The organism is Isoptericola nanjingensis, from assembly GCF_050311635.1.
GTDB lineage: Bacteria > Actinomycetota > Actinomycetes > Actinomycetales > Cellulomonadaceae > Isoptericola > Isoptericola nanjingensis.
In genome coordinates this window covers 333,276-350,511 of the sequence record NZ_JBNOZL010000005.1, presented here as the reverse complement: position 1 = coordinate 350,511, position 17,236 = coordinate 333,276, and the positions used below count along the sequence as shown (strand labels likewise).

At 74.8% G+C, this 17,236-nt stretch carries 11 protein-coding genes; 10 read left to right on the top strand and 1 reads right to left on the bottom strand.

The features are described from left to right. Nucleotides 1–54 precede the first annotated feature (54 nt). The 4 genes from ACQP6G_RS12205 (at nt 55) to ACQP6G_RS12190 (ending at nt 8,657) form a co-directional block, all read left to right on the top strand. Complete coding sequence (locus tag ACQP6G_RS12205) at nt 55–849, top strand: ABC transporter ATP-binding protein (RefSeq protein WP_429764583.1); 795 nt, start codon at nt 55–57, stop codon at nt 847–849. Then, a complete protein-coding gene (locus ACQP6G_RS12200; RefSeq protein ID WP_429764582.1) occupies nt 846–3,482 on the top strand; it encodes an ABC transporter permease in 2,637 nt (878 codons plus the stop codon). Before ACQP6G_RS12205 ends, ACQP6G_RS12200 begins: the two co-directional genes overlap by 4 nt. 57 nt (nt 3,483–3,539) lie before the next feature. Then, nucleotides 3,540–8,279: an FtsK/SpoIIIE domain-containing protein gene (locus tag ACQP6G_RS12195; protein WP_429764581.1), complete on the top strand. Its 4,740-nt coding sequence runs from the start codon at nt 3,540–3,542 to the stop codon at nt 8,277–8,279. A gap of 129 nt (nt 8,280–8,408) precedes the next feature. Next, complete coding sequence (locus ACQP6G_RS12190) at nt 8,409–8,657, top strand: WhiB family transcriptional regulator (protein ID WP_166849954.1); 249 nt, start codon at nt 8,409–8,411, stop codon at nt 8,655–8,657. A gap of 107 nt (nt 8,658–8,764) precedes the next feature. Here the strand turns inward: ACQP6G_RS12190 and ACQP6G_RS12185 are convergent, their stop codons facing one another. Further along, the gene (locus ACQP6G_RS12185; protein WP_429764652.1) at nt 8,765–10,255 is read right to left on the bottom strand and encodes a sensor histidine kinase; all 1,491 of its coding nucleotides are present in this window, start codon (nt 10,253–10,255) and stop codon (nt 8,765–8,767) included. 63 nt (nt 10,256–10,318) lie between these two features. Between ACQP6G_RS12185 and ACQP6G_RS12180 the strand changes: the two genes are divergently transcribed. The 6 genes from ACQP6G_RS12180 (at nt 10,319) to ACQP6G_RS12155 (ending at nt 17,223) form a co-directional block, all read left to right on the top strand. Continuing rightward, nucleotides 10,319–10,840: a DUF2505 domain-containing protein gene (locus ACQP6G_RS12180; RefSeq protein WP_429764580.1), complete on the top strand. Its 522-nt coding sequence runs from the start codon at nt 10,319–10,321 to the stop codon at nt 10,838–10,840. A 211-nt stretch (nt 10,841–11,051) separates the two neighbouring features. Continuing rightward, nucleotides 11,052–12,383: an ABC transporter substrate-binding protein gene (locus ACQP6G_RS12175; protein ID WP_429764579.1), complete on the top strand. Its 1,332-nt coding sequence runs from the start codon at nt 11,052–11,054 to the stop codon at nt 12,381–12,383. A 110-nt stretch (nt 12,384–12,493) separates the two neighbouring features. Then, nucleotides 12,494–13,636, top strand: coding sequence for a carbohydrate ABC transporter permease (locus ACQP6G_RS12170; RefSeq protein WP_429764578.1), 1,143 nt, complete (start codon nt 12,494–12,496; stop codon nt 13,634–13,636). After that, nucleotides 13,633–14,556 (top strand): carbohydrate ABC transporter permease, encoded by a 924-nt coding sequence (locus ACQP6G_RS12165; RefSeq protein ID WP_429764577.1) that lies wholly within the window; start codon nt 13,633–13,635, stop codon nt 14,554–14,556. Before ACQP6G_RS12170 ends, ACQP6G_RS12165 begins: the two co-directional genes overlap by 4 nt. A 90-nt stretch (nt 14,557–14,646) precedes the next feature. Next, nucleotides 14,647–16,203 carry a glycoside hydrolase family 1 protein gene (locus ACQP6G_RS12160; RefSeq protein WP_429764576.1) on the top strand — a complete coding sequence of 519 codons (1,557 nt, stop codon included), beginning with the start codon at nt 14,647–14,649 and terminating at the stop codon, nt 16,201–16,203. 9 nt (nt 16,204–16,212) lie between these two features. Beyond that, nucleotides 16,213–17,223, top strand: coding sequence for a LacI family DNA-binding transcriptional regulator (locus ACQP6G_RS12155; RefSeq protein ID WP_429764575.1), 1,011 nt, complete (start codon nt 16,213–16,215; stop codon nt 17,221–17,223). The last annotated feature ends 13 nt before the right edge of the window (nt 17,224–17,236 follow it).

The following is a 17,236-nucleotide window of genomic DNA, read 5'->3' as shown; positions in this document are numbered from 1 at the left end:
TCCGAGGCTCTGCGGAGCTCCCGGGCCACCATCCCGAGACACCGGAGAGCTTCCGTGGACACGACCGTGTACGTCCCGATCCCCGACGAGGGCACCGCCGCCCGACCGACCGTCACCCCGGCCGTGCGGGCCCGCGCCCTGACCAAGACGTACGGCCGCGGCGAGGCGCAGGTGCGCGCGCTGGACGGCGTCGACGTCGACTTCACGGCCGGCCGCTTCACCGCGATCATGGGCCCGTCGGGCTCCGGCAAGTCGACCCTCATGCACCTCCTCGCCGGCCTGGACTCGGCCACGAGCGGACAGTCCTTCATCGGCTCCACCGAGGTGACCGGCCTGAACGACAAGGCGCTCACCGCGCTGCGCCGCACCCGCGTGGGCTTCGTGTTCCAGCAGTTCAACCTGCTGCCGATGTTCACGGCGGAGCAGAACATCACCCTGCCGGTCGAGCTGGCGGGCGGCACGGTCGACCAGCAGTGGCTCGGCACCCTCGTCGACACCCTCGGCCTGAGCAAGCGCCTCACGCACCGCCCGAGCGAGCTGTCCGGCGGCCAGCAGCAGCGCGTCGCCATCGCGCGCGCCCTCATCGCCCAGCCCGACGTCGTGTTCGCGGACGAGCCCACCGGCAACCTCGACTCCCGCTCCGGCGCGGAGGTGCTGAGCTTCCTGCGCCGCTCGGTGCGCGAGCTCGGCCGCACGATCATCATGGTCACCCACGACCCGGCGGCCGCCGCCTACGCGGACCGCGTCGTCCTCATCGCCGACGGCAAGATCGCCGGCGACATCACCGACCCGACGCCGGAGTCCGCCCTCGCCGGCCTCGACGCGCTGCGGACGGTGGCCTCGCGATGATCCGCCTCACCCTGTCGCAGATGCGGCGCAGCGCCGGCCGGCTCGCCGCCGCCGGCCTGGCGATCGTCATCGGCACCGCGTTCGTCGCGATCACCCTCCTCGCGGGCAACGTCATCACCCGCACCACCTACGACTCGATCGCCGCACAGTTCACGGGCGCCGACCTCGTGGTCCGCGGCGTCCCCGCCGACGACGCCGCCCTCGACGCGGTGCGCGGCACCGACGGCGTGGCCACGGCCGACCCGCAGCTCATGACGTACCAGCAGCTCGAGGCCGGCGGCCGCACCATCTACCAGGGCGTGCTGGCCGAACCCACGGACACGAGCGTGCTGCCGCTCGAGGTCGCCGACGGCTCCCTCCCCGAGGCGTCGGGCGAGATCGCGCTGCCGACCGACGTCGCGGAGCGCCTCGACGCCGCCCCGGGCGACACGATCACCCTCGTGCGCAACGTCCTCGAGGGCGACCAGAGCTCCGAGGAGGACGCCTGGACCGAGGTCCGCGAGCAGCTCACCGTGTCGGGCACGCTCACCGACCCGTACGGCGCGTACTCGATGCAGGGCGGCGCGGCCGTCGCCCCGGCGGCGGACGTCGCCGGCTGGGAGGACGACCTGGCGGCCCCCGGCGAGGAGCCGGTCGCCCCCACGACCATGCTCGTCACCCTCGACGACCCCGCCGGCGTCGAGCAGGCCCGCACGGCGATCACCGGCGCGCTCACCAACGGGGCCGCGGCGTCGGGCGCCGACACCGCCGACCTCAAGGTCGTGACGCCCGAGGAGCACGCCGAGGCCGTCGCCAGCGAGATGACCGGCGGCGAGAACGTCATGTTCACGCTGTTCGTGCTGGTCTTCGCGGCCGTCGCGCTGCTCGTCGCCGCGCTCGTCATCGCGAACACCTTCCAGGTGCTGGTCGCCCAGCGCACCCGCACGCTCGCCCTGCTGCGCTGCGTCGGGGCGGACAAGGGCCAGCTGCGCCGGTCGGTGCTGTTCGAGGCGGCCGTGCTGGGCCTGCTGTCCTCCGCGGTCGGCCTGGTGGCCGGCGTCGGGCTGGGGCAGGCCGCGCTCACGATCGGGCGCGGCATGGACCTGGGGGTCCCGCTGCCGGCGACGGTCACGATCACCCCCGCCGTCGTCCTCATCCCGCTGGCGGTGGGCACCCTCGTGACGCTGGTCGCGGCGCTCTCCCCCGCCCGGGCCGCGACGCGCGTCGCGCCGCTCGAGGCCCTGCGCCCCGCCGACGCGCCGTCCGCGGCCCGTGGTGCCGGTCGCGTCCGGCTGGTGCTCTCGATCCTCGTCTCCGTGATCGGCTTCGCCCTGCTGGGCGGCGGCGTCGCGCTGAGCACCGTCGGCCAGGAGCCCACGACGGGCCTCCTGCTCGCCGTCGCGGGCGGGGCCCTGTCGTTCGTCGGCGTCCTGGTCGGCTCGGTGTTCTGGCTGCCCCGCGTGGTGGCGCTCGCCGGGCGCCTGGTGGGGATGTCCGGCCCGACGGCGCGCCTCGCGGCGGCGAACACCCTGCGCAACCCGCGCCGCACCGCCGCCACGTCCACCGCGCTGCTCATCGGCGTCACGCTCGTCGGCATGATGTCGACCGGCGCCGCGAGCGCCCGGGTGACCATGGACTCCGAGCTGGACTCCCGCTACCCGGTGGACGTCACCGTCTCGACCGACCTGTCGAGCGACCCGACGAGCGTCGCCGCCGGGGACGCCGTCGTGGCGCCCGTCCCGTCCGCGCTCGCCGGCACCGTCAGCGACGTCTCGGGTGTCTCCCGCGTCGTCGAGGCGCGTGCCACGGCCGCCACGGTCACCGGCGACGGCGTGGACGAGGGCCTCGCCGTCACCGTCCGGGGCGTGACCCCGGACGACGCGGCGTCGGTGCTGCGCAGCACCGAGATGGTCGAGCCGCTCGCGCCGGGCACCGTCGTCGTGCCGGAGGAGGTCTCCGAGAACTGGGACATCACCGACGGCCAGGCACTCACCCTGACCGGCCCGGACGGCACCCTCGACGTGACGGCCGCGGTCACCGACCTCGCGGACACCGGGATGATCGTGGTGCCGGACGACCTGTCCTCCCTCGACCCCGACGCCCCGGTGACCAGCCTGTGGGTGGGGCTCGACGACCCGTCCGACGCCACCTCCGTGGTGCCGTCGATCCAGGACGCGGTCGCCGACACCGAGGCCCCCGCCGACGTCATGGGCGCGGCGGTGGAGCGCGCCGGCTTCCAGCAGGTGATCGACACCGCGCTGGGGATCGTCATCGGCCTGCTGGCGGCGGCGGTCGTGATCGCCCTGATCGGCGTGGCGAACACGCTGTCGCTGTCGGTCATCGAGCGGCGCCGGGAGTCCGCCACCCTGCGGGCGATCGGGCTGTCGAAGGGCCAGCTGCGCGGGATGCTCGCGGTGGAGGGCCTGCTCATCGCGCTGGTGGGCGCCGTCCTGGGCGTGCTGCTCGGGCTCGTCTACGGCTGGGCCGGCGCCGCCGCGGCGCTCGGCTGGGCCGGCACCCCGGTCATCGTGGTCCCGTGGCGCGACGTCCTCGTGATGCTGCTCGTCGCCGCCGTGGCCGGGCTGGTGGCGTCCGTCGCCCCCGCCCGCACCGCGGTGAAGACCTCCCCCGTGGAGGCGCTGGCGAGCGAGTAGCGGGAGTTGTCCACAGGCCGTCCTCGACGGCCGTCCCGGGCGGGCACCCTGGGGGTCATGTCGACCTCCTCGGTGCCCGCCCTCGTCGTCCCCGCGCCCGGCCCCGCCCGGGGGCGGACGGGCGACGTCCGGGTCACCGTGCGTCCGGGGGAGGACGTGCTCCTGCCGGCGGGGCTGCCGTTCGGCGCGTGCCGGGCGGGGCTCGCCGACCTCCTGCGCCGACCCGAGCTGCGGCACGTCCCGCTGCGCGCCGACGGCGTCCTCGTGTCCGACGACGACGTCGTCGGGCACCGCCCGCTCCTGCCCGGGGCCGCCGTCGCCGTGCACGACGACGGGGGCGGGAACGCGCACGCAGCCTCGGGCACCTTCCGCCCGGCGCCGGCCGTCCTCGACGGGCCGTGGCTCGCCGCCCGCGCCGACGGCCCCGCCGCCGGGGTGACCGTCGCCCTCGCGCCCGGCGGGTCGACGGCGCTGCACCACGACACGGGCCCGCCGTCCCGGGGCGGCCTCGTGGTACGCGTGGACCCGCGGCGGCCAGACCGTGTCACCGTGCGGCTCACGCGCCGCGGCACAGGCACCCGGGCGCCACGCCCGACGGCGCGGCTCGTCCGCGCGACGGGCACCGCTCGACGGCGTGCGCGGGTGGTGAGTCGCCTGCCGCGCCGCTGGCGCCCCGGCAGCGTGCTGGAGGTGACGGGCCCGCGCGGCGTGCGCTCGTGGACGCTGCACCGCTCGGGGACCGTGGCGGCCTGGCTCGATGCCGCCCCCGGCCGTGGCGAGGCCGCCGACGCGGCGGCGCCGTCCGGGCCCGGCGCGGGGATGCTCGCCACCGCCGCGCTGCCCGTCGTGGGGTCGCTGGTCCTCGCCGCGGTGCTGCGGCAGCCGGCGTACGCGCTGTTCTCCCTGCTCGGTGTCGCGACCCTGGTGCCCCAGCTCCTCGCCGCACGACGGCGGCGGCGCGGCGGGTCCGGCCCGTCGCCCACCGCCGGAGCCCCGGCGACCGGCCACGGGACGGAGCCCGGGGACGCCCCGCCCCGCGTCGTGGGCGAGGCACCCGGCCCGCTGCTCGCCCGGTTGGTCGCGGCCCACCAGGCGTCCGACGGAGCGTGGGGCGCCGCGTGCGCGCGGGCCGCGGCGCGGGCCCGCGCCGGCGGTCACCACGCCGAAGTGTCGCCCCGGGCCGCGCCCCCCGGGGCAACCGGTCAGGGAGGTGGTGCGGTGGTGGTGGGTGCGGTCGCCGAGCTGGTGCCCGACGGCGCGATCGCCGTGGTCGGACCGCGTGCGGACGTGCTCGCGGCCGCACGGTCGGTGGTCGCCGAGCTCGCCGCGGCCGGCGCGTCCGTGGAGGTCGTCGGCGCGCGCGACGCCTGGTCGTGGTGCCGCTGGCTGCCGACCGCCGGCCCGCCGCTGCTCGTCGTCGACACGCCCGCCGCGACAGACCGTGCCGCGGCCACCGCTCGGCCCGACGACGTGCTCGCGCGCGGCGGAGCCGTGCTGCTGTGCCTGCCCGACGGCGCGCCCGTGCCGTCGTGGTGCCGCACGACGTGGCGGGTGCGCGCGGGCCGGGTCCGGCGGGCGGCGCCGGACGGCTCCGCCACCACCGGGCCGCTCGTGGGCGTCGACGCGGCCTGGGCGGAGCGGGTCGCGCGACTCGTCGCGGGCCTGGCGGGGCTGCGCCGGTCGCTGACCACGCTGGACCGGGCGACCGGCCACGACGAGGCGGGCGGGCCCGGCGACGACGGCGACCCGACCGACCCGCGGCTCCCCGCCGTCGTCCCGCTGGTCGACCTGCTCGACGACGCACCCGACCCCGGCGCCGCCTGGGACACCACCACCGGCTGGGCGGTGCCGCTCGGCCGGGACGCCCGCGGTCGGCCCGTGACCTTCGACCTGGTGGCGGACGGGCCCCACCTGCTGGTGGCCGGCACCACGGGGGCGGGGAAGTCCGAGCTGCTGCAGTCGCTCGTGCTGGGGCTCGCGGCGCGGCGGTCCCCGCGTGACCTCGCGCTCGCGCTCGTCGACTTCAAGGGCGGCGCGTCGTTCGGCGCGTGCGGCCGGCTGCCGCACGTCGTCGGCCAGGTGACCGACCTCGACCCCGGGCTGGCGGGCCGCGCCCTGGCCGGCCTCCGCGCGGAGCTGCGCCGGCGCGAGCACGTCCTCGCCCGGCACGGGGCGGCGGACCTCACCGCCCTGCCGCCGGGGGTGCCCGACGCGCCGCCGCGGCTGGTCGTCGTGGTGGACGAGTTCCGGGCCCTCGCCGACGACCTGCCGGACTTCCTGCCCGGTCTGCTGCGCGTGGCCGCGCAGGGGCGCTCCCTGGGCGTGCACCTGGTGCTCGCGACGCAGCGTCCCGCGGGGGCCGTGAGCGCCGACGTGCGGGCCAACGTCTCGGCGCGGCTCGCGCTCCGGGTCGTGGACGCCGCGGACTCGCTCGACGTGGTCGAGACGCCCGCGGCCGCCCGGATCGTGCCGGGGACGCCGGGGCGCGCCGTCCTGCGCCGCGGGTCCGAGCCACCGGTGGCGCTCCAGTGCGCTCATGCCTCGGGGCTCGCCACGACGGCCGAGGACCAGGTGCGCCGCGCTCCGGCCTGGGGTTCGCCGCCGATGGCGGCGCCGTCGGTGCCCGAACCGTGCCAGCGCTCCGCGGGAGCCGGCGCGGCCTCGTGCCCCGTGAACTCGCTCGTCGACTCGCTCGTCGACTCGCTCGTCGACGCTGCCGCCGCGCGAGGCCTCCGCCCCGGCGCCGCGCCGTGGCTGCCCCCGCTGCCGGAGCGCGTCCAGGTCCGGGACATCCCCGAGGCCGACGACGACTCCGCGGGCCTCCCCCTCGCGCTGGGCGACGATCCCGACAGCCAGCGCCGGACCGTCGTGCGCTGGGACCCGGGCACGGGGCACCTCGGCGTCGTGGGCCGCGCACGCTCCGGCAGGACGACGGCACTCCTGACGACGGCGGTGGCGGCGCTGGACGCGGGCTGGCACGTGCACGTGCTGGCACCTGCGGCCGCGCTCCCCCGGTTCGCTCGCCTCGCGCGGCACCCGGGCCTCGGTACCCTCGCCGGCCCCGCGGCGCCGCGGCGGGCGGCACGGCTGCTGCGCCTGCTGGCGGCGGACGCGGAGGGGCCGGCACGGGCGCGGACGCTCGTCGTGGTCGACGGCGTCGACGAGCTGCGCGTCGCGCTCGCCGGACCGGACCCGTGGGACCCGCTCGTGCGGGCGCTGGCCTCGCCCGGCGTCGCGTTCGCGCTCGCGTCCGACGGCGCGACGCTCGGCGGGCTCGCCGCGCGGGCCGGGCCGCGGTTGGTGCTGCTCGGCCCCGAGGCGCACGCCGACGTGCTCCTCGGCGCGCCTTCGGGGCTCGCCGGTCGTGGCGGGCCCGCAGGTCGCGGCGCGTGGCTCGCGCGCGAGCAGGTCCTGTGCCAGGTCCTGCTGCCGGGCGAACCGCGCGTCCCCGACGCCGGTCCCGGCGGCCGCGCGGCCGGGCGGGGGGCCGCTGCGCCGGTGAAGGTCCGGCCGCTGCCCCCGACGGTCGTGGAGACCGACCTGGCCAAGGCGCCGGGGCGCGGTCCCCGGCACCGTGCCGCCGACCCGCGCGACGTCGGCACGCTGCTCGTCCCCGTCGGGGTCGGGGGCGACGCGGCCGGCCCGGTCGCGCTCGACGTCGGCCGGGGCGCTCTCGTCACCGGACCGCGTGCCAGCGGCCGCACCACCGTCCTGCGGCTCGTCGTCCGGCGGCTGGCGGCGGCGGGACGGCTGGCCGGCGTGGTCTCGCGGGATGCCGCGCTGCGTCAGGACGCCGGCGACGTCCCGGCCGTGGCACCGTCGCCGGCAGCCCTGGCCGGGCTGCTCGCCGGGCTGCCGGACGGGCCACCGGACGGCACGGCGGGACCACCGGGCGACGGGCCCGCGGCCCTCCCCGCCGTCACGGGCCAGGGTCCCGGCGTGCTCGTGGTGGACGACCTCGACGTCCTCGCCCAGCAGCACCCGCTGGAGGCGGAACGGATCTCCGCGCTGACCGACGGGACCGGCCTCGTGCTCGTGGCCGCGGCGAGCTCCACAGGGACGGCGCTGGCGCACCGGGGCGCCCTCGCCGAGCTCCGCGCGCGCCGCACGGGGGTGGTGCTGCACCCGGGCGAGCGGGGGGCGGACGAGCTGCTGGGCGTACCGCTCGCGGACGCCGTCGACCCCGGACCGGCGCGCGCGGGGCGCGGGGCGCTCGTGCAGGCGGGGCGGGTGCAGGTCGTGCAGGTGGCCCGGCCGGACGACGTGGACCCGGCAGCCGCAGACTCAGCCGGACGTCGCCTCGACGACCCGGCGCGTCATCACCGCGACGAGCACCGCCGCGGCGACGAGCAGCAGGCCCAGGCCCGCGAGCACCGCCCAGGCCGCCCCGGCGGTCAGCAGGCTGACACCGACGAGGCCCTGCATGATCTGCCACACGACGATCGGCGCCCGGCCCCCGCGACGCCCCGCCCACAAGGCACGGCAGGACCCGACGAGCAGCCACGCGAGGCCAAGGAAGAAGAGCACGAGGAAGACGCTCACGGCTACGCTGTTGGAGGCGCCGCGGACGACCTCGATCCCGATCATCACGGCAGCCCCGACGAGCAGGACGGCCTCGATCCCGACCCCCGCGGCGACGACCCTCAGGCCCGGCGGGCGGGGCCCCTCCGGAGCACCGTCGGCATCGGACGAGGGGGTGACAGGAGCGCGCATGACACGTCAGAATACGTGCGACCTGCAGTTTCACGACAGTGTGATGAAGCACTCACGCTTCATGCGGGAGAAACTTTCACGTAACCCCTTGTGCGGCGCTTCACGAGGTGTGACGCTGGACGGCAGATCAACCCCCACCCATCGGACCCGGTTTGGCGCGCCCGCACGCGTGCCCCTCTGACGGACCAGGTCCCCCTGCACCGAGGAGATGACATGGACTGGCGCCACAAGGCCGCCTGCCTCGACGAGGACCCTGAGCTCTTCTTCCCCATCGGCAACACCGGCCCCGCCCTCCTGCAGATCGAGGAGGCCAAGGCCGTGTGCCGTCGCTGCGACGTCGTCGACACGTGCCTGAAGTGGGCCATCGAGTCCGGCCAGGACGCCGGCGTCTGGGGCGGCATGAGCGAGGACGAGCGCCGCGCGCTCAAGCGCCGCACCGCGCGCGCCCGCCGCGCCGGCTGACGCACCCCCGCACGACGAGCGAAGGGACGGACCGCGACGCGGTCCGTCCCTTCGTCTGCGTCCGTGCCTGTGGCCGTGTCGGTATCGGTGTCCGGGCGCGACGCCCGTCAGTACCCGGAGCGCGCTGCCGACTGACCGTCGCGCAGCTCCAGCTCCAGCACCACCTGTGTGCCGCCGCCGTCGCGCGCCTCCCAGTCGATGGTGCCGCCCAGCTCGTTCGTCACGAGCGTCTGCACGATCTGGGACCCCAGCCCGCTGCGCGACGCGCGCCCCATCGTCGCGATGCCCTCCGGCATCCCCACGCCGTCGTCGGCGACGACCACCCGCATCGAGGCCCCGTCCCGCTGCACGTCGATCTCGACGTTGCCGGACTCACGCCCGGGGAAGCCGTGCTCGACAGCGTTCGTCACCAGCTCGGTGAGCACCAGCGCGAGGGGCGTGGCGTCCTGCGCCGGGACCATGCCGAACGACCCGGTCTGCTGGGTGCGCACCTGCGTGCGCGTCGACGCCACGTCGGCGGCCAGCCGCAGCGCGCGGCTCAGCATGTCGTCGAGCTCCACGTGCTCGTCGAGGGTCTGCGAGAGCGACTCGTGCACCATCGAGATGGTCGCGACCCGGCGCATCGCCTCCTCCAGCGCGGCCCGGGCCTCGGGCACGTCCATCCGGCGGGCCTGCAGCCGCAGCAGCGCGGCCACGGTGGCGAGGTTGTTCTTCACGCGGTGGTGGATCTCGCGGATGGTCGCGTCCTTGGTCATGAGCTCGCGCTCACGACGGCGCAGCTCGGACACGTCGCGGCACAGCAGGACAGCGCCGATGCGCTGCCCGTGGTCCGTGAGCGGCAGGGCGCGCAGCGACAGGGCGACGCCCTTGGCCTCGATGTCGGTGCGCCACGGCGCGCGGCCCATGACGACCAGCGGCAGCGACTCGTCCACCGTGTCCTGATACTGGACGATGTCGGCGGTCACCTCGACCAGCGACTGCCCGACGAGCGGCCCGATGACCCCGAGCCGGTGGAAGCACGAGAGCGCGTTCGGGCTGGCGTAGAGCACCTCGCCCTCGGAGTTGAGCCGGATCAGCCCGTCGCCGACGCGCGGTGCGCCGCGGCGGGGGCCGGTGGCGGCGTTGGTCGCCGGGTACTCGCCGCGCGCGATCATCGCGAGGATGTCGTCGGCCGACTCCACGTAGTTGAGCTCGAGCCGGCTGGGCGTGCGCCCGGACCCGAGGTTGGTCTGCCGGGCGACGACGGCGATCGGCCGCCCTTCGTGCACCACCGGGACCGCCTCCTCGCGGACGGCGTAGGCGCCGAACCAGCGCGGCTCGCGAGAGCGTTGCGCGCGCACCTCCGTCATGGCGGCCGCGAGCTGCGGGCGCTGCCCGTCGGGGGCGAACGACCCCACGATGTCGTCGTAGTGCACCGTCGCCCCGGTGGACGGGCGGCACTGGGCGAGGGCGACGAAGCCGCCGTCGGACGTAGGGAGCCACAGCACCAGGTCGGCGAAGGCGAGGTCGGACACGAGCTGCCAGTCGCCCACGAGGAGGTGCAGCCACTCGGCGTCTCCCTCGGAGAGGTCGGCGTTCTGGGCGATGAGGTCACTCATGGCGGACACGCCCACCAGCCTACGGGCGCTACCGCTCCGCTCCCGCCTCGGTAGGGTGACCTCGTGCACCTGACCGTGGAGCTGACCTACGCGGCGGACGCGGACGCCGTCGTCGCGATGCTCGCCGACGAGGCGTTCATCCGCTGGCGGGCCCTGCGCGGCCCGGGCGGCCGCGTCGAGCAGACGGACGTGACCGGCAGCCCGGCCGAAGGCTTCACCATCGCGGTGCGACGCACCCTGCCCACGGACCTCATCCCCGCGCAGGTGCGACCGTTCGTCGGCGACCACCTGGAGGTGCGCCAGGCGGAGGTGTGGGAGGCGCCCTCCGGGGGGCTGCGCACCGGGACCATCGCCGTCGAGATCGCCGGGGCACCCGTGCGGGTGACCGGCACGGTCCGCCTCGAGCCGACGACGGACGGCGGCACGCGCCAGGTGTACGACGGCGAGGTCCGCGCGACGGTGCCCCTGTTCGGCGCCGCGGTGGCCGAGGCCGCCGCCCGGGCGGTCCGCTCGACCCTCGAGGCCGAGGGCGCGGCCGGCCAGGAGTGGCTCGCAGCGCAGGCCGCACCGGGTGAAGACCGGTAACGATCCGGACACGCGCTCGCGGCGCAGGCTTCTGACCTGCGCTGACGCGGCCGCTTCCGTCACAGAACGGCATCGACGCCCTCGACGGGCTTGACTTTCGTCACCACCGACGGCGAGCATCATGACCTGGCTGTGGGAGCGCTACCACCATGGAGGTGGGAGCGCTACCAACCCTCCAACTCGTAGGCCCGACCCAGACAAGGGAGTCACCGTGCTCAACAGCACCCGACCCACCCGCCGGACCCGCCGCGTCGTCGCGGCGTCCGCCGGCGTCGCGACCCTCGCCCTCGCCCTCACCGCGTGCGGTGGCGGCTCCGACCCCTCAGACGAGGGCTCCGCCGACAGCAACGAGAAGATCACGCTGACGGTCGCCACCTTCAACGACTTCGGCTACAGCGACGAGCTCCTCGCCAGCTACACCGAGGCGCACCCGAACGTCACGGTCAAGCAGGTCAAGGCCGCGAAGTCCGAGGACGCACGCAACAACCTCACCACGAAGCTCGCTGCCGGCGGCGAGGGCCTGGCCGACATCGAGGCCATCGAGGTCGACTGGCTGCCCGAGCTCATGCAGTACCCCGACCTCTTCGAGGACCTGGCCGACCCGGCGCTCGACGGCCGCTGGCTGGACTGGAAGGTGCAGCAGGCCACCACGACCGACGGCAAGGTCATCGGCTACGGCACCGACATCGGCCCGGAGGCCATCTGCTACCGCGCCGACCTCTTCGAGAAGGCCGGCCTGCCGACCGACCGCGAGAAGGTCGCCGAGCTGCTCGGCGGCGCCGACGCGACGTGGGACAAGTACTTCGAGGTCGGCAAGCAGTTCGTCGCCAAGTCGGACGCCGCCTGGTTCGACGGGGCCGTCCCCACCTACCAGGGCATGGTCAACCAGCTCGAGGACGCCTACGAGGACCCCTCCACGGGCGAGCCGAAGGACCTCAAGACCAACACCGCGGTCAAGGACCTGTACGACCAGGTGCTCACCGCCTCGATCGACGACAAGCTCTCGGCCGGCCTGGAGCAGTGGCAGCCCGACTGGGACGCAGGCTTCCAGAAGGACGCCTTCGCCACCATGCTCTGCCCGGCCTGGATGACCGGTCCGATCGAGGAGCGCTCCGGCGGCGTCGAGGGCTGGGACGTCGCCGACGTCTTCCCCGGCGGCGGCGGCAACTGGGGCGGCTCGTTCCTCACCGTCCCGGCGTCCGGCGACAACGCCGCGGCGGCCAAGGAGCTCGCGGCGTGGCTGACCGACCCGGCGCAGCAGACGACCGCGTTCGAGAACGCGGGAACGTTCCCCTCGCAGGTGGACGCACAGTCCTCCGAGCAGGTGCAGTCGTTCACGAACCCGTTCTTCAACGACGCCCCGGTCGGTCAGGTCTTCTCGGCCCGCGCCGAGGCGATCACGAGCGCGCCGTTCAAGGGCAAGAACTACTTCGGGATCCACCAGTCGGTGCAGAACGCTCTGAACCGTGTGGACCTCAACGGTGACGACCCGGAGAAGAGCTGGGAGGGGGCGCTCGAGGAGGCCGCCTCCGTCATCCAGTGACCCTCTGACCAGTCACTGACCCCCGCGCTGGTCGGGCCTGTCGGGACACCCGTCCCGACAGGCCCGACCAGCGACCGGCAGGCCCGCCCGGCGAGCACAGGAAGCAGCAGATGGCCGTCCTCTCCCCCACCCAGCCCGCGCACCGACGCACCGGGCCTCCGTCCCGACCCCCGCGACGCGTCGGGTTCTCTCAGCGGCTCGGCCGCTGGGACGTGAAGCTCTCGCCCTACCTGTACATCTCGCCGTTCTTCCTGCTCTTCGCGATCACGGGGCTCTTCCCGCTCGCGTACACAGCGTTCGTCTCCATGCACGAGTGGAACCTGCTGGGCGGCCAGGGGGACTTCGTCGGGCTGCAGAACTACACGGAGGTGCTCGCTCAGCCCGTCTTCTGGAAGTCGCTCGTCAACACGTTCTCGATCTTCGTGTTCTCGAGCATCCCGCAGGTGATCCTCGCGATCGTCATCGCGGCGCTGCTCGACCAGAACCTGCGCGCCGCCACCTTCTGGCGGATGGGTGTGCTGATCCCCTACGTCGTCGCGCCGGTCGCGGTCTCCATGATCTTCGGCCGACTGTTCGCCGACGACTACGGCCTCATCAACGAGCTCCTGGGCCTCGTCGGCGTCGACCCGGTCGGCTGGCACAGCGAGCGCATCCCCAGCCACATCGCGATCGCCACGATGGTGAACTTCCGCTGGACCGGCTACAACGCGCTGATCTTCCTCGCGGCGATGCAGGCCGTGCCCCGCGAGCTTTACGAGGCAGCCGTCATCGACGGCGCCGGCCGGGCCCGGCAGTTCTTCTCCATCACCGTGCCGCAGATCCGCGCCACCATCATCTTCATCGTCATCACCTCGACCATCGGCGGCCTGCAGATCTTCGACGAGGTCCGCATGTACGACGCGTACGGCCTCGGCGGCCCCGACAAGGACTGGATGACCACGGTCGTCTACCTGTACGACGTCGCCTGGGGCACCCAGAAGAACTTCGGCCGCGCGGCTGCGATCGCCTGGCTGCTGTTCCTGCTCATCGTCGTGATCGGCATGGTCAACTTCCTCGCGACCCGGCGCATCGCCACGTCCGGCCCGAGGGCGCCGAAGGTGAGCCGGCGGCACACGCAGGCGTTGCTGGCGCAGGCCCGCGCCGCCGCGGCCTCGTCGGCCGGGACGACGACGCGCCCGGCGGGGGCCCCGCCGACGTTCCCCCCGACCGGCACCACCACCGACACGACCACCGACCGGGAGGACCGCCGATGAGCTCCGTCGCCGTCACCGCCCAGACCGCCGGCCAGGGCGCGGCTCGCGCCGCCGCCAAGCGTCGCGACCGCGGTTCGCGAGCCACCCGCTCTGCCCAGCGCCGCCCCGGCACCGTCACCTACGTGCTGCTCGGGATCGCGCTGCTGATCTCGATCTTCCCGTTGTACTTCACGCTGCTGCTCGGGTCGTCCGACCCCGTGTCGATCGCGCAGAACGCCGTGCCGCAGTGGCTGCCGGACGCGAGCCTCTTCCAGCAGTTCGGGGAGGTCATCAGCTCCGACACGATCAACTTCTGGAAGGCGCTCGCGAACTCGGTGATCATCTCGGTGATCACGGCGGCGTCCGTGGTGCTGTTCTCCACTCTCGCCGGGTACTCGTTCGCCAAGCTGCGCTTCCGGGGGCGCGGGCCGCTGCTCGTGTTCGTCATCGCCACGATGGCCGTGCCGACCCAGCTCGGCGTGATCCCGATGTACATCCTCATGACGGACCTCGACTGGATCGGCAAGCTGCAGGCGGTCATCGTGCCAGCCCTGGTCACCGCGTTCGGGGTCTTCTGGATGACCCAGTATCTCTCCGAGGCCCTCCCGTACGAGCTCATCGAGGCCGCCCGCGTGGACGGCGCCTCCATGATCCGCACGTTCTGGTCGATCGCGCTGCCGGCCGCACGCCCGGCCGCCGCGATGCTGGGCCTGTTCACGTTCGTCCAGCAGTGGACCAACTACTTCTGGCCCTCGATCGTGCTCAACCAGGACAACCCGACGCTGCCCCTCGTCGTGCGGTCCCTGCAGTCCAACTACTTCGTGGACTACTCCCTCGTGATGGGCGGCATCTTCCTCGTGACGCTGCCCCTGCTCGTGATCTTCGCCTTCGTCGGCAAGCAGCTCGTCGCGGGCATCATGGCCGGCGCCGTCAAGGGCTGACCCACCGCTCGTCCGGGCTGACGTCACGCCCGCGCAGCCGCGCCGTCGCGCGGCTGCGTGGGCCCACCACCGATGGAAAGATCCGAATTCATGACCCTCCCCACCCCCGGCGCGCGCCGGGCGGCCCCCGGCACGACCGTGCCGTTCACGCCCAGCGCCCCTCTCACGAGCTCCCCGCACGCCACCGGGGCCGTCACGTTCCCCGACGGCTTCGTCTGGGGCGCGGCCACGGCCGCCTTCCAGATCGAGGGAGCGTCCACGGAGGGCGGCCGCGAGGACTCGGTCTGGGACGCGTTCTGCCGCATCCCCGGCGCCGTCGTGAACGGCGACGACGGATCGGTGGCCGACGACCACTACCACCGCTACCCCGAGGACGTGGCGCTCATGAAGCGCCTGAACCTCGACGCGTACCGGTTCTCGACGTCGTGGGCCCGGGTGGTTCCCGACGGGAAGACCGTCAACCAGGAAGGGCTGGACTTCTACTCCCGCCTGGTCGACGAGCTGCTCGCCGCCGACGTGCTGCCCTGGCTGACGCTGTACCACTGGGACCTGCCCCAGGCGCTGGAGGAGCTGGGCGGCTGGCCGAACCGGGACACCGCGGCCCGATTCGTCGACTACGCCGTGACGATGCACGACGCGCTCGGCGACCGGGTGAAGGTCTGGACGACGCTCAACGAGCCGTGGTGCTCCGCGTTCCTCGGATACACCGCCGGGGCGCACGCCCCCGGACGCAAGTCCCCCGCGGACGGCCTCGCCGCGGCCCACCACCTCATGCTCGCCCACGGCGGCGCCGTCGAGGCGCTGCGCGAGCGGGACCCGGAGGCCGTGCTCGGCCTCACGCTCAACTTCACCGTGTCCGACCCGGTCGACCCGACGGACCCGGCCGACGTCGACGTCGCGCGCCGCGACGACGGCATGTTCAACCGCTTCTTCCTCGACCCGATCCTGCGCGGCGCCTACCCGCAGGACCTGCTCGACGACGTCGCGCACCTCGGGTTCGCCGACGTCGTGCGCGAGGGCGACCTCGAGGTGATCTCCACGCCGATCGACGTGCTCGGCGTCAACTACTACAACGGCGGCGCGGTCTCGGCCCGACCGCAGGGCGCCGCCGGCGAGACCCCGGCGGGCACGGCCGACCCCGGCGGCGAGCGCGTCGACGCCGCGGCGTGGGAGACCCGCTCCCCCCACCCGGTGCCCGACGGCATCTACCACCACAGCCGCGGCCTGCCCCTCACGGACATGGGCTGGGAGGTGCAGCCGGAGGGTCTCACCCGCCTGCTGACGCGGCTGCAGCGCGACTACACCGGGCCCCGCGGCACCTCGATGTACGTCACCGAGAACGGCGCCGCGTACCCCGACGTCGTGCAGGCCGACGGGAGCGTCGACGACCCGGACCGCCTCGCGTTCGTCGACGTGCACCTGCGCGCCGTCCGCGACGCGATCGACGCCGGCGCCGACGTGCGCGGCTACTTCGCCTGGTCGCTGCTGGACAACTTCGAGTGGGCCCTCGGCTACTCCAAGCGCTTCGGCCTGGTGCACGTGGACTACGAGACGCAGGAGCGGACCGTCAAGTCCTCCGGCCGCTGGTACGCCGACGTCGCCCGCTCGGGCGTCGTGCCGGCCCGCGACGGCGCGGACGCAGAGTAGTCTCCCGACGTGGTCATCGAGCATGCCAGCCCGACGCTGGACGACGTCGCCCGGGCTGCGGGGGTCTCGCGGTCCACGGCCTCGCGCGCCATCAACGGCGGTGACCGGGTGTCGCCCGAGGCGCAGACCGCCGTCGACGACGCCGTCGCCCGGCTCGGGTACGCCCCGAACCGGGCGGCCCGCTCGCTGGTCACCCGGCGCACCGACTCGATCGCCCTCGTGGTGCCCGAGCCCGACGCCCGCATCCTCACCGACCCGTTCCTCGCGGGCGTGCTGCGCGGCGTCAGCGAGGGCCTGACCGGCACCGAGTTGCAGCTCGTGCTGCTGCTCGCCCGCGCGGGCGAGCCCCCGGGCCACATCGCGCGATACCTGCGGTCGGGGCACGTGGACGGCGTCATCGTCGCGTCGCACCACAAGGAGGACCAGCTCGAGTCCGAGCTCATGCGGTCGCACCTCCCGTCGGTCTTCGTCGGGCGGCCGTTCGACACCGAGTCCCTGCACTTCGTCGACGTGGACAACGCCTCGGGCGGGCGCACCGCCACCCAGCGCCTCGTGGACCGCGGCTGCACGCGCGTCGCCACGATCACCGGCCCGCTCGACATGACCGCGGCCGTCGACCGTCACGAGGCCTGGCGGCACACGCTCGAGGACGCCGGGCTGCCGGCCGTCGCCGTCGAGAACGGCGACTTCACGGTGGCGGGCGGGGCGGCCGCGATGGAGCGGATCCTGGCGCGGCACCCCGACGTCGACGGCGTCTTCGCCGCGTCGGACCTCATGGCCACGGGCGCGCTCCAGGTGCTGCGCGAGGCCGGCAGGAGCGTGCCCGACGACGTCGCCATCGTGGGCTTCGACGCCCTCGGGGCGGAGCGGACGACGCCGCGCCTGACGACCGTGCTGCAGCCCGTGGTCGAGATGGTCACGGCCGCGACGGCGACGCTGCTCGACGTGCTCGCGGGCCACGAGCCGCCCGTGCGGACGCAGATCTTCGTGCCCCGGCTGATCGAGGGCGAGTCCGCCTGACGGCCGCTACCGT

Coding starts and splice junctions, on each gene's coding strand:
- ACQP6G_RS12200 (WP_429764582.1), top strand. CDS start 846: ATGATCCGCCTCACCCTGTCGCAGATGCGGCGCAGCGCCGGCCGGCTC.
- ACQP6G_RS12195 (WP_429764581.1), top strand. CDS start 3,540: ATGTCGACCTCCTCGGTGCCCGCCCTCGTCGTCCCCGCGCCCGGCCCC.
- ACQP6G_RS12190 (WP_166849954.1), top strand. CDS start 8,409: ATGGACTGGCGCCACAAGGCCGCCTGCCTCGACGAGGACCCTGAGCTC.
- ACQP6G_RS12185 (WP_429764652.1), bottom strand. CDS start 10,255: ATGAGTGACCTCATCGCCCAGAACGCCGACCTCTCCGAGGGAGACGCC.
- ACQP6G_RS12170 (WP_429764578.1), top strand. CDS start 12,494: ATGGCCGTCCTCTCCCCCACCCAGCCCGCGCACCGACGCACCGGGCCT.
- ACQP6G_RS12165 (WP_429764577.1), top strand. CDS start 13,633: ATGAGCTCCGTCGCCGTCACCGCCCAGACCGCCGGCCAGGGCGCGGCT.
- ACQP6G_RS12160 (WP_429764576.1), top strand. CDS start 14,647: ATGACCCTCCCCACCCCCGGCGCGCGCCGGGCGGCCCCCGGCACGACC.